12 protein-coding genes are annotated in these 12,112 nt (G+C 60.7%); 1 reads left to right on the top strand and 11 read right to left on the bottom strand.

Features of this window, described 5'->3' with window-relative positions; genetic code table 11:
• Window positions 1-41: 41 nt before the first annotated feature.
• The 8 genes from panC to folP all read right to left on the bottom strand — a co-directional run bounded on the left by panC (window position 42) and on the right by folP (window position 7,344).
• Complete coding sequence (gene panC, locus HMPREF2682_RS05885; protein WP_070832254.1) at window positions 42-989, bottom strand: pantoate--beta-alanine ligase; 948 nt, start codon at window positions 987-989, stop codon at window positions 42-44.
• Window positions 986-1,948, bottom strand: coding sequence for a Rossmann-like and DUF2520 domain-containing protein (locus HMPREF2682_RS05890; protein ID WP_070630058.1), 963 nt, complete (start codon window positions 1,946-1,948; stop codon window positions 986-988). Before HMPREF2682_RS05890 ends, panC begins: the two co-directional genes overlap by 4 nt.
• A gap of 128 nt (window positions 1,949-2,076) precedes the next feature.
• A complete protein-coding gene (locus HMPREF2682_RS05895) occupies window positions 2,077-3,915 on the bottom strand; it encodes a PH domain-containing protein (protein WP_070832258.1) in 1,839 nt (612 codons plus the stop codon).
• Window positions 3,915-4,736: a PH domain-containing protein gene (locus tag HMPREF2682_RS05900; RefSeq protein ID WP_070832261.1), complete on the bottom strand. Its 822-nt coding sequence runs from the start codon at window positions 4,734-4,736 to the stop codon at window positions 3,915-3,917. The genes HMPREF2682_RS05895 and HMPREF2682_RS05900 overlap by 1 nt, the downstream gene beginning before the upstream one ends.
• Window positions 4,723-5,241 (bottom strand): DUF3180 domain-containing protein, encoded by a 519-nt coding sequence (locus HMPREF2682_RS05905; RefSeq protein ID WP_005507616.1) that lies wholly within the window; start codon window positions 5,239-5,241, stop codon window positions 4,723-4,725. Before HMPREF2682_RS05905 ends, HMPREF2682_RS05900 begins: the two co-directional genes overlap by 14 nt.
• A gap of 45 nt (window positions 5,242-5,286) precedes the next feature.
• On the bottom strand, window positions 5,287-5,907 hold the full coding sequence (gene folK / locus HMPREF2682_RS05910) for a 2-amino-4-hydroxy-6-hydroxymethyldihydropteridine diphosphokinase (protein ID WP_070832264.1): 621 nt from the start codon (window positions 5,905-5,907) through the stop codon (window positions 5,287-5,289).
• Entirely contained in the window at window positions 5,907-6,320 is a 414-nt protein-coding gene (folB, locus tag HMPREF2682_RS05915) for a dihydroneopterin aldolase (RefSeq protein ID WP_049340452.1), read from the bottom strand. The genes folK and folB overlap by 1 nt, the downstream gene beginning before the upstream one ends.
• Window positions 6,321-6,393: 73 nt before the next feature.
• Window positions 6,394-7,344, bottom strand: coding sequence for a dihydropteroate synthase (folP, locus tag HMPREF2682_RS05920; protein ID WP_070832267.1), 951 nt, complete (start codon window positions 7,342-7,344; stop codon window positions 6,394-6,396).
• A gap of 157 nt (window positions 7,345-7,501) precedes the next feature.
• Here folP and HMPREF2682_RS05925 point away from each other — a divergent pair, with 157 nt between their 5' ends.
• Entirely contained in the window at window positions 7,502-7,693 is a 192-nt protein-coding gene (locus HMPREF2682_RS05925; RefSeq protein WP_005504350.1) for a hypothetical protein, read from the top strand.
• A gap of 136 nt (window positions 7,694-7,829) precedes the next feature.
• On the opposite strand, the gene HMPREF2682_RS05930 is transcribed toward HMPREF2682_RS05925, so the two are convergent.
• The 3 genes from HMPREF2682_RS05930 to ftsH form a co-directional block, all read right to left on the bottom strand.
• Window positions 7,830-8,795: an Abi family protein gene (locus tag HMPREF2682_RS05930; protein WP_005504348.1), complete on the bottom strand. Its 966-nt coding sequence runs from the start codon at window positions 8,793-8,795 to the stop codon at window positions 7,830-7,832.
• A gap of 439 nt (window positions 8,796-9,234) precedes the next feature.
• On the bottom strand, window positions 9,235-9,819 hold the full coding sequence (folE, locus tag HMPREF2682_RS05935) for a GTP cyclohydrolase I FolE (RefSeq protein ID WP_049347520.1): 585 nt from the start codon (window positions 9,817-9,819) through the stop codon (window positions 9,235-9,237).
• A complete protein-coding gene (ftsH, locus tag HMPREF2682_RS05940) occupies window positions 9,806-11,980 on the bottom strand; it encodes an ATP-dependent zinc metalloprotease FtsH (protein WP_070688723.1) in 2,175 nt (724 codons plus the stop codon). Before ftsH ends, folE begins: the two co-directional genes overlap by 14 nt.
• Window positions 11,981-12,112 lie beyond the last annotated feature (132 nt).

The raw sequence follows: 12,112 nt of genomic DNA on the forward strand, positions 1-12,112 counted from the left end.
TCTGTGTAGTGTGTTGGGGACTCTTCTAAACGAACGAACGCTTAGCGCAGGTCCATGTTGTCAATCAGGCGGGTCGGGCCAACGAACGCAGCAACCAGTGCCAGCACTCGCTCCGACTCCTCAGTCGGCTCACCGAAAGTCATCGGGTCGACCAGTTCCAGGTAGTCAAGGCGTACACCCGGAGTGGAGTTGATACGCTCACGCGCACCGTCCAAATCAATCTCGTGGAAGCCACGGTTCAGCGAATTCTCACGCAGCATCGCCAGGGTGCGGGACAGCACCAGGGCAGACTCGCGCTCCTCATCCGACAGGTAGCCATTACGCGAAGACAGCGCCAGACCGTTATCGTCGCGAACAATCGCCACAGGGCGCATGGTCACGTCGTGGTTGAAATCGTGCACCATACGCTGAATCAGGATGTACTGCTGAGCGTCCTTCTGACCGAAGTACGCATTCACCGGGTGGTTACCGGCTGCGGGGCGAATAATGTTGAAGAACTTATTGACCACGGCCAGCACGCCATCAAAGTGGCCCGGACGGGTCGCACCTTCAAACTTGGTGCCCAGCTCGCCGCTCGAAATGCGGATGAGCGGGTCACCATCGGGATACATTTCCTCCACAGAAGGTGCGAAGATGATGCTCACGCCGGCGGCACCAGCCAGGGCAGCGTCTGCCTCCAGGGTGCGCGGGTATGCTTCGTAATCCTCGCCGGGGCCAAACTGCAGCGGGTTCACAAAAATGGAGGCGACCACTACATCATTCTGTTCAGCGGCGCGACGCAACAGGGTTGCGTGGCCGTCGTGCAGGGCGCCCATGGTGGGCACGTAGCCCAGGGATGCGTTCGTGTACTGAACTGCGGTGCCGTTCTGCTCCGCCTCCTGGCGGGCTGCCCGGTCCAGTTCCTCCTGCGCTGCGGCAAGAGATTCGGTGATTGCCGTGCGGAACTCCGCAATGGTGGTCACGACTCGGGGCATCGAAGTCTCAGTCATGACGAGAACTCCTTGTTTTCGGGGGCTGAATCATCAATATCACCGGGGTGGTTGCGGTCCGAAGACTCACCCAGCAGATTCTCAATTCGTCCCAGTTGTTCATCGTTTAACAAACCTCTATTATGCGCTCTTTTTGCGGTTGCGTGTGCCAGAGCGGCATAAGAGTCTGTAATATCACCTGTTTTCTCATGCTCTGAGTACTCATTCAGAGCCTGAAGGTGAGCCTTCACGGTGCCTGCGTCTCCGCGTGCCACGGGCCCGGTGAGAGCACCCTCACCGCTGGCGAGCGCATTGTCCACGGCGGCTCGCACGAGCGGCCCCATGTAGCGTGCCGGGTCCTCAATACCGATGGAGGCGAGCATCTGCTGGGACTGACCCAGGATGGTCACGAGGTGGTTCGCGGCGTGCGCTAAGGCTGCGTGGTAGAGCGCTCGGTCGGCCTCGGCAACGTGCACGGGTTCGCCGCCCATTTCCACCACGAGTGCCTGAGCAATCGGGATGAACGGTGCAGGCCCGGTCACTGCGAAGCAGGTGCCGTTCAGGCGCTGCAGGTCCACGGACATGCCGGTAAACGTCATGGCGGGGTGAATCGCCAAACCGATAGCGCCCAGCGCGGTCGCCGGTGCGAGAACCTCGGTGCCGTGACGGCCGGAGGTGTGCACCAGAATCTGACCAGCGGTAATACTTCCCGAGGACGCCAGGTAGGTGATGAGGCCCGGCAGCTCATCATCGGGAACCGCGAGAATCAGCAATTCGCTACGCTCAGCAATCTGCTCCACCGGCAGCAGCGGCACATCGGGAAGCAGCATCGCGGCGCGCTCCTGAGAAGCCTCAGATACCGCGTGAACACCCACAATAGTGTGCTCGCAGGCGCGCAAAGCCGCACCGAGGACGGATCCGACCCTCCCGGCGGAAATAATTCCAATGCCCAAACGCGCAGGTTTTGAATGCTGTATCACGGCTTTAAGTATATTCTCCCTTTCACGGCAGCCCTGCCGCCGGTGTCACGAAGAACACCGACGGCAGGGCCCGTTCTGTAGTTTTGCTGCCCGCTAACCCTGCGGGGAAGCTCAGCTGACGGGCTGGCTTAGGGGTGCCCACTCATCACCGGTACGCGGTAGTAAGGCTCAATACCCTCCAGCCGAACCGTCATCAACCACACCAGGTCCTCGCAGACGCGCGGCGGCAGGTGCATCATGAGCGTGCGTACCGGGCCGGGCACCGTACCGAAATGCACGCTCGCGCATCCGAAGACACGCTGCAGCGGGCCCTGACCTCGGCTCACGCTCAGCACACGGCTGACCGGAACAATCGACAGCGTGCGGATAAAGTAGCCGCCACGAATCAGTAGCAGGTCGCCCCGCGTATGCTCACCAACACTCGAACGCGCCGCATCAGAATCAATGCGGGTAGTCGCCTGCACCGAACCGGCAGTGTAACCGACCGTGGTCACGCCGTTACGCTTCCAGGTGAGCAGGTCCATCCAGCGCGCCGATGAAGGGGTCACAATCATTGCCGGAACCTGCGGCTGCTGACGCTTCAACGAACCGTCGGCGGTGTCCAGCAGCACCTGCGCCTGTGCCTCATCCAGGGCGGGCAGAAGCAGACGCAACACCATCAGCGTCTCCTGCCTATTACCAACCGGCAGGGCAACATTGCGGGTCACCAGCTTCTGGTTATCGTTCTGCTCAACACCAATACCGGCAATGGTCATCTTGATGCGGTACCAGCCGAACACACGCCACAGAATGGACTGCTCCACCACCAGCGCCTGAATACGCTCAACCATCACATTCTGAGTGTGAGTGCCGGTAAAACCGTACCGCAGGGTCACACCACCCTGACCGCTCGGGGTGATTTTGAAGTTCGCGGCACCGTCAAAACGTGCCCACAACGTACCCAAGTAACCGAGCAGCGGCACGAAGGTGCCGGGTAGCAACGCCATGAAAATGAAGAACGGGTTCTCACCGCTCACCACCGCAGCCAAGACGGCTGCACCCAGCATGAGGGCCACGGCGGGCACCAGCCACACCAGGTGCTCCAGCATGATGGAGGCAATCAGACGCACATTCGAGATGCGGAAAATCGGCGGCTGCGAGGGGTCAGCCGCGACCGGCATCGGCATACGACCGCGAGCGCCGCGGCGGGATACAGCGGGTTGCTGGGGTGCAGACTGCTCGGGTGCGAGCTGCTGAGCGCCCTGCTGAGGCGCGACCTGCTGAGTGCCGTCCTGTACGGTACCGTCCTGCCGAGGCGCACCATAGGACGCCTCATAGGATGCCTCGAACGGCTGATGCAGCTGATCCGCATCCGGCATGCGCTCCGCCGAAATCTGCATGCTATCGGGCAGTACGTCGACCGGGCGGCCAGCCACCTCCGAACGTAGCAGGTTAATACTCGCCATCGCGGTGCGGCGCAGAACCTCCGCCTTGCGGGCAGAAACGTACTTGATGTGCAGCGCCTCCGAAGAGCCGTCAGCCACCTCAAAACGCAGCTCCGACAGACCCAGCAGACGCGCCACCAGAGGACGCGAAATGTCCACGCTCTGCACGCTCTCCAGACGGATCGTGCGGTTCTTCTTAAACAGAAAACCGCTACGGCGGTGAATCGCCAAATCGTCCAGGCTGTAGCGGGTAAACCACCAGTCAATCGAGCCAGCAACCAGAATCAGCACGAGCACGGCGAAGCCGATAAGCTGCGAATACGTCGCGCTGAAGTAGCTACTGTTCTCGTCAAATGCCTGCGTCAATCGCGCGCCCCACTCGTTCGGCGGGGTGGTCAAAATATTCAGGATAATGCTCTGGAAGAAGCCAAACGCCAGCAGAATAATGAACCAGAGGTTCATGATGAACGTGCGGATATCGGCACGCCACCACTTCTGCTCCTGAGAGTTCGGGGCGTTATTATTCGGAACCGGGGTACTCATTAGAGTGCCGCCATTCGCTCATCGGCGCGGCGCACCAAATCCGCACGCAGCTCCTCCGCCACGTTCAGCGGAATACCGAACAGCACCATCGTGCCGGTGGTCGTACCCGCGGTGCGCACCGTCAGGCGGGCAACACCGCACATGCGCTCCAGTGGACCCGAATCCACATCAACATACTGGATGCGACCGTACGGCATGGAGCTCATCGAACGGAACACGATACCGCGGCGAGCCATCAGGTGATTCGACTCCAGCGCGTAGCCGAGCGCGCGAGTACGGCGCGGCGTGGTCAGAATCCACCACAGACCCCACAGACCAAACACCGCGACCACCGCCAGACCGACGATGCGTAGTGCCTCCGGGCCGCCGAAGAACGCACCCGCACAATACAGGGCAACACCCGCAAGAATCGGGAACGCCAAGGCAGAAATAGTGTGAACAAAACGAACCGTCAGGTAGCGGGAGGCGGCGGGCACCCACTGCGGCTCCGGCACGGCTTGCGGGGGTACAGCCGGGGAGCTTACCGGCTGAGAAGGTGCCGGCTGCCCGGGAACCGACTGAGGGGGAACCGGCTGAGGCGCGTTCGGGTACGCGGCAGCGGGCGGAACCTGCTGGCCGTACTGTGGTTGCTGACCGTACTGCACCTGCTGGTCATTCTGGGTCTGCTGTCCATACGGGGCACCAGGCTGACCGTAAGCCGCCTGCTGGTACTGCCCGTACTGGTTCTGCTGAGCAGGCTGGCCCTGACCATACTGACCCTGCTGGGCGTCCTGCCCATACTGGCCATTCGGCGAATAACTATTCTGGTTAGGAGCCGACATAGGTTCCTCCCTCTCGCGGCTTTACAGCACCGGAAGAGGAGGCCGCATCCTCATCATCCTCCGGCGGAATACGACAACAATGCTGAGCCCACAGGCCAGCAATCAGCAGGGCAACACTGCCCACACAATTAACAAGAACCTCCCAAAAGACCACCGAAAAACCGCGCACAGACACCATCGCCACATGGTAACCAAGAATCGCAGCGCACCAGCCCGTCAACAGGGCACCGGTCATGATGGAACCCTGCGCATACGCCACCGCACGCGCCGCAAGAATCGGGCCCATATGGGGTACCTTCTCACGCGTCTGAATACGACGATAACGAGCCACCTGCACACCCAGCCACACGGCGCCCGCCGCAACCAGCAGGCACACCGCGCCGAGCATCCACGAAAAATTCAGCTCACCAAAACCGGCGCCAATCATCACGGAATTCACCATAAGAGCGGCAGCGGCACCGCACACAGCCGCCACAATAATCGCCCGATAACTCAGGGGCTTCATGGTGTTTCCTTTCGGTAGGTTCCTCTACCTTCCAGAGTGCCACATTTAAGGCTGATCAGGTACCTGCATCTCACGCATATAGCTAATAGCGTCTTCATCCGCCTCAAGCAGCGTGCGGGACAGCTCCGCAACGTTCACAACCTCGCGGCTCAGCGGCGCAGGAACCTCATCCGGTCGCTCCCCCGAAGGCTCCGCACGCCGGGTCACCGTCAGGTACGCCTGCGGGTCCATCTGCGCCCACGGCACCAGCACGAAAGCACGCTCCTGCGCCCGCGGATGCGGCAAAGTCAGCACCGGATCCTCAGAGATCACGCCGTCATAGTCAATCACGTCAATATCGAGGGTGCGCGGGCCCCAACGCACCAGGCGCTCACGGTGATGCGCCGCCTCCACCGCATTACACAGCTTCAGCAACTCGTAGGCGCCCAGGTCAGTTACCACCTCAATGACCGCGTTCACGAAATCTGGCTGACCCGCCGGGCCACCCACCGGGGCGGTACGGTACAACCCGGAGGCGCGCACCAGCTGCACGCCGCCCGCCACCAGGTCGGCGACGGCACGCTCCAGGGTGTCTTCGCTTTCGCCCAGATTCGAGCCCAACGCCAGCACCGCGCGGTGTTTCAGGGTGTTGGGCTTCTGCGTATCGGTTGTCTGGGTGCCAGCCACTAGCGGCCGCCCTCCACGACACGCTCCGCGGCACGCTCACGGAACACGCTCACCGCAACGTTACCGAACGGCAACTCAATCGGCGCCTGCGGCTTCGATACGGTAATCTCCGCCGCCTCCACAAGCTCAAACATCGCAAGGATACCCTCGGCAATGTTCACCGCAAGGGTCTCAATCAAATCCAGCGAACCGTTCGTCACGTGGCGGTGAATCAGGTCAACCACGAGCGCGTAGTTCGTGGTCTTCGTCAGGTCATCCGTAGCGGCTGCGGCGGAAAAATCGCTGTACAGGGTCGCGTCCACGACGAAGGGCTGGCCGTCGCGCTTCTCAAAGTCGAGCACGCCGTGGTAGCCCTTGGCGGTAATGCCGGTGAGGGTGATGCGGTCGTGGCGGGCGTAATCTGCCTGGGTCATTGAGGGGTCTCCTAGATGGTATTCGGGTAGTCGGAGGTTGTGGGCGGGGTTGGTGGTTCTAGCTGACAGAGCCTTAGCTTACGGAGCGCAGCGCGGAGGCGACCGTCACCGCATCCACGCTGGCGGGCACATCGTGCACGCGCACCGCCCACACGCCGCGCGCCGCCACCAGGGCGGTCACCGCCGCAGAGGCTGCCGCACGGTGCTGAGCCGGGCGCGGCTCCGACAGCGGCTGCCACAGTTCGCGTTCAGCCTCACCCGCATCGGTTGCGGTGAAACCACTCGCGTTCAGGCGCTCAGCCAGCGCCATATCCGCCGCGGTCAAGGCGTTTGCGATAAAACGCTTGCGGGAACCGGCAATGAGCAGGCGGTGGCCCAGGCCCTGTAGCTCGTCAATGGCGGCGAGCAGCTCCCAATCCTGCATGCCGCCCTTCGCGAAGCCCAGACCCGGGTCAAGAATCAGGTTCTGCGGCAGCACACCGGCGGCGAGGAAACGCTCACGCAGGCCGGTCAGCTCCTCCACAACCTCGGTGACCACGCCGCGCGGGTACTCCGCCAGGCTGTCCATGGTCTGGGAGGTGCCGCGCGCGTGCATGAGGATGTACGGCACCTGCAGCTCCGCGGCGGTCTCAATCATTTCATCGCTCACGTTCAGACCCGACACATCGTTGATGATGTGCGCACCGGCGGCAATGGCGGCGCGGGCGGTCTGCGGGTTCATGGTGTCAACGCTGATGGTGGTGCCCATCTGCGCGACTGCCTCGATGACGGGCAGGATGCGGCGCTGCTCCTCCTCCACGCTGATACGCACGGCACCGGGGCGGGTGGATTCGCCACCGATATCGATAATGGAGGCGCCCTCGGCAATCATGCGGGCGGCGCGGGCGATAGCGTCGGTCGCGGCGTAGTGCTTGCCGCCGTCGCTGAAGGAGTCGGGGGTGACGTTGAGGATGCCCATCACGAGGGTGCGTTCGGCGGCGAGCGCATCGCAGGGCAGGGGTGCTACACGGGTGGATTCGGTCATGGTTTTAATCGTACCGAATCTGCCGGATGACACAGCGCGCCATATTTGCATATGGCATACCGATTTAGGGGTATCCTGGGAGGGTATGCTCTGCCTGCGTCACAGCGGTGTGGGTTGGGCACCTCATACACATACATACTCTAGGAAGTGACTCATCGTGAATATGAAGACCGGCGCTTGGATCCTGTCCCTGGTGGCTCTTGCTGCGCTTGTGACCATTGTGCTTGCTGAAGGCGCCCCCGCGGTCCGCTGGATTGCTTTCGGCACCGCAACCGGTTGCGGCTTTATTGCTGTGGGCCTGATTGTGACTCTTGCGCTGGGTTGGGACGATAAGAATGAAGCCCACTAAGGGTCTTTGAGTCTTCTTCGGGGTCTGTGCGGCACCATTGCCGGTGCCGGCGGCTCCGAGGGACACAACCGCACAGCAAAAGGGGCGGAGGTGAAAACCTCCGCCCCTTTTAGTGTGCTTATAAACTGTGAAAACCTTAGCTCCACAAACGGGTTTCTTCCCACCCTTGCGGTATACCCATTGCCCGGGAGATATCAACTCCAGGAACGGAAATATTAGGACGCTCCTTCAGGATCCGCGTTAGAGATTCCGTGTCTCCGATTCCACCCTGATCCATCAGATATTTGAGGAGGGTGAGCATGCCGAAGGTTTTACACATCTTATGGTTCTCTTCAGCCTGTGGCACACCAAATAGGTCAACAACCTCACGGATTTCAGGGCTCTCAACTCTTCCACCTCTCAACACACGCGGCAAGCGAGGCTCTGGGTGCAGCTTATTGTAGAACCTACTTTGATGCGCACAAATATTGCGCATTACCCGCAGCGAGTTAATCCAGGTTTCCAGTTGGGGGTCAGTACACCCCAGAGCTTTCGCGATATCTCGCCGAATATTTGGCGGGGAGACCAAATACAGATTCTGCAGAGCCCCTAAATCTAGAACTTCCACCACTACCCACACAGGCAACTTCCCGCCGTATTGCTCACGGTGATGCTTCACGAATTCTTCCTCAGAAGTACGAATAAGTTGTTCGCTTTTTCTCGTGAATCTATTCCAAGCAGTGCGCCTTTTACTACCTTGAAGGTCACATCGGGCTTCATCCTCGTATATGAGTGGATCCACTTCCCCCAGTAAATTCCCTAGACGAGACCGCAAATACACCTCAAACTGCGAGAAGTACGAAAACGCAATAGACCGAAGATTACGGTCATATTCATACAGGGCCACAATATCTTCAAAGACCGTTCCGGGCACGAAAGTATCCAAGCGCTGCCCGCTTCCCGACGACCGCCGAAACGAATAGTAGTAACCACTCAGACGGTAGTAACTAACACGCTCGAGGACATGAACAGCACGTTCTTGCGAACCTACGAGCATACCTCGCTGCCGCAAGATTCCAACCTGCTGTTCATATGTTTTAAATGGTTTTACGATTGAAGGCATGCACTATCCATTACTTAATGTCGTTTCATCATTGGAACTCTTTAATAATATCAATATAAGGATATTAAGGGTGTACCTACACGACATGTAAGCCATCTGTATTGCTAAGGCAATCATTTAAAAACGATGACCGGTCCTGGACCCATGAGGGGAGGAACCGGTCGCGGTTGTTTCGTTTCAGATGAGGCGAGGAACAGCCATGCTTGCGCTAACAACGGTACGTAAAGAACGCGATATGTAGCGTTGTTAAAAAGAAGACCGGTCCTGTACTCCCGAAGGAGTGGTGCCGGTACTAGTGGTACTACTCTACAGCTGATGATGCTCTTCACGCAAGGGCTCTCGTCATACAGCCCAACAAATGCGACCGCATAGCGCAGGGGGCAGGATTTCTTAGAATCCTGCCCCCCCTGTCGTATAGCTATATGCTCATCCCGAGTGCTTAGCGCTGCGAGAAGATCAGGCTCATCGCCTCCGCACGGGTTGCGGTGTTCATGAGTGCACCGCGCACCGCGCTAGTAACGGTCTTCGCGCCCGGCTTACGCACACCGCGCATCGACATGCACATGTGCTCAGCCTCAATCACCACAATCGCGCCGCGCGGGTTCAGGTGCTCCTCCAGAGCCTCCACCACCTGCGTGGTCAGACGCTCCTGCACCTGCGGGCGGCGAGCGTACATATCCACCACGCGGGCGAGCTTGCTCAGACCGGTCACCTTACCGTCCGGGCCGGGGATGTAACCCACATGCGCCACGCCGTGGAACGGCACCAGGTGGTGCTCACAGGTCGAGTAGAACGGGATGTCCTTCACGAGCACCATCTCAGAGTGGGCGATGTCGAAGGTCGTACCCAGAATCTCGCCGGCGTCCTGGTGCAGGCCTGAGAAGAACTCCGCGTAGGCGCGCGCCACGCGAGCCGGGGTCTGCTGCAGACCGTCACGGTCCGGGTCCTCACCGATCGCGAGCAGAATCTCACGGACGGCAGCCTCAATACGCGGCTGGTCGACGGCGTTCTTAGCCTCGCTCATTCTCTGCTCCATTCTGGTTCGGGGTGCCGTTCTCCGGGCGCTGCGCCGGAGGGGCGGGGTAGTTCGGGTACTGCTGGGTGGGCATTGCGACGGTCGGGTCGGCGTCCGGGTCGCTGAGGGGCGCCTGAGGCGGCAACGGCTGCGTAGGTGCTACCGGAACAGTCGGCGCCTCGGCAGGTGCTTCCTCAGCCTTCTGCGCCTCCTGAGCCAGCTCGCTCGGTGCCTTCACCGGCGGGATGTCGGTACGCTCGCGGGTCGGCTTGGAGTACCAGTGCTCACGCTCGGGGCGCTTGCGAACATCCTTGAAGATTTCGGCAATCTCGTTCTCGAGCAGGGTTTCCTTCTCCAGCAGGGCGAACGCCAGGCGGTCCAGAATATCGCGGTTTTCCAGCAGAATCTGGAACGCCTCATCGTGTGCCTGCTCCAGCAGGGCGCGGATCTCAGCGTCAACCTTTGCCGCGGTCGCGTCGGAGTAGTTGCGTGCCGAAGCGCCGCCGCCACCGAGGAACGGTTCGGTGTCTTCGCCGCCGAGCTTCACGGAACCAATCACAGCGCTCATGCCGTAGTCGGTAACCATCTTGCGGGCGGTGTCGGTTGCCTTCTGAATGTCGTTAGACGCACCGGTGGACGGGTCGTGGAAGACGATTTCCTCAGCCGCACGGCCACCCATCGCGTACGCCATCTGGTCAAGCAGTTCATGGCGGGTCGTGGAGTACTTATCGTCCTGCGGCATGACCATGGTGTAACCCAGGGCGCGACCACGCGGAAGAATCGTAATCTTGGTGACCGGCGCGGAGTTACGCAGTGCCGCCGCGACCAGGGCGTGACCGCCCTCGTGGTATGCGGTGACCTTACGCTCGTGCTCGTTCATGATGCGCGAGGAACGCTGCGGACCAGCCATGACGCGGTCGATTGCCTCGTCGATAGCGCGGTCGTCAATCACGTTGCCGTTATCGCGGGCGGTCAGCAGAGCCGCCTCGTTCATGACGTTCGCCAGGTCAGCACCGGTGAAGCCGGGGGTGCGCTTAGCGACCTGAGCCAGGTCAACAGTGTTAGCGATCGGCTTGCCTGCGGCGTGCACGCGCAGGATGTGTTCGCGGCCCTGCATGTCGGGGGCGTCCACACCAATCTGACGGTCAAAACGGCCGGGACGCAGCAGCGCCGGGTCCAGAACGTCGGGTCGGTTCGTTGCAGCAATGACGATGACGTTCGAGTTGCCGTCGAAGCCGTCCATCTCAACCAGCAGCTGGTTCAGGGTCTGCTCACGCTCGTCATTACCGCCGCCCATGCCGACGCCGCGGCGGCGGCCAACAGCGTCAATCTCGTCGACGAAGACGATGGCGGCGGGGTCGCTCTTCGCTTCCTTGAACAGGTCGCGCACGCGGGACGCACCCACACCCACGAACATTTCAACGAAGTCAGAGCCAGAAATCGAGTAGAACGGCACGCCAGCCTCGCCCGCCACAGCCTTGGCGAGCAGGGTCTTACCGGTGCCGGGAGGACCGTACAGCAGAACGCCCTTGGGGATCTTGGCACCCAGGCGGGTGAACTTTTCGGGTTCAGCCAGGAACTCGCGGACTTCTTCCAGCTCGGCGAGCGCCTCGTCCACACCGGCGACGTCGCTGAAGCGGACTTCTGGCTTGTCCTTGGTGAATTTCTTCGCACGGGACTTGGAGAAGCTCATGACGGAGGAGCCGCCTCCGACTCGTCCCATCAGGAACCAGAAGAGCGCACCAAAGATCAGAATCGGCAGGAGCAGGGACACCAGGGAGCCCAGGAAGCTGTGCTCAACCGGCTGGTCCGTGTAGCTTTCCAGCTCGGCGGATTCCATTGCCTTAGCAACTTCGTCGCCGCGGGGCTGCACGTAGTAGAAGCGCACCGACTTACCGTAGTTGTCGTTGCCCTTCTTGTAGTCGTCCTTAAGCTGCAGCTCGACGCGCTGGTCGCCGTCGTAGATCTTTGCGCTCTTGACCTGGTGGTCGTTGAGCAGCTGAAGACCCACGTTGGTGTCCACCTGACGCGAGGGCTGAGTGAAGAAGGAGGCCATGAGGAAAGCCAGCATGATTACGAGAGCTGCACCCGGCCAGAACCAGGGGCCGTTAATCAGCTTCTTCAGGAAGCCCTCCGAGCCTTTCTGCGGAGTATTGGGGGTTTGCGCCAATGCTTTGTCCTTACGTTGCGGCTGTAACCCGTCGGGGGTTGCGGCATGCCAGCCGGAACACCCAACGATGCAACCTTAAATGTACCCTACCCCGGCGGGCGGCTAGGTACCGGGCTTCTCTATTTCACCTGC

Origin of the sequence: Rothia sp. HMSC061D12, from assembly GCF_001836735.1 — a bacterium.
In the GTDB taxonomy this organism is placed as follows: Bacteria; Actinomycetota; Actinomycetes; order Actinomycetales; family Micrococcaceae; genus Rothia.

Coding starts and splice junctions, on each gene's coding strand:
- panC (WP_070832254.1), bottom strand. CDS start 989: ATGACTGAGACTTCGATGCCCCGAGTCGTGACCACCATTGCGGAGTTC.
- HMPREF2682_RS05895 (WP_070832258.1), bottom strand. CDS start 3,915: ATGAGTACCCCGGTTCCGAATAATAACGCCCCGAACTCTCAGGAGCAG.
- HMPREF2682_RS05900 (WP_070832261.1), bottom strand. CDS start 4,736: ATGTCGGCTCCTAACCAGAATAGTTATTCGCCGAATGGCCAGTATGGG.
- HMPREF2682_RS05905 (WP_005507616.1), bottom strand. CDS start 5,241: ATGAAGCCCCTGAGTTATCGGGCGATTATTGTGGCGGCTGTGTGCGGT.
- folB (WP_049340452.1), bottom strand. CDS start 6,320: ATGACCCAGGCAGATTACGCCCGCCACGACCGCATCACCCTCACCGGC.
- folP (WP_070832267.1), bottom strand. CDS start 7,344: ATGACCGAATCCACCCGTGTAGCACCCCTGCCCTGCGATGCGCTCGCC.
- HMPREF2682_RS05930 (WP_005504348.1), bottom strand. CDS start 8,795: ATGCCTTCAATCGTAAAACCATTTAAAACATATGAACAGCAGGTTGGA.
- folE (WP_049347520.1), bottom strand. CDS start 9,819: ATGAGCGAGGCTAAGAACGCCGTCGACCAGCCGCGTATTGAGGCTGCC.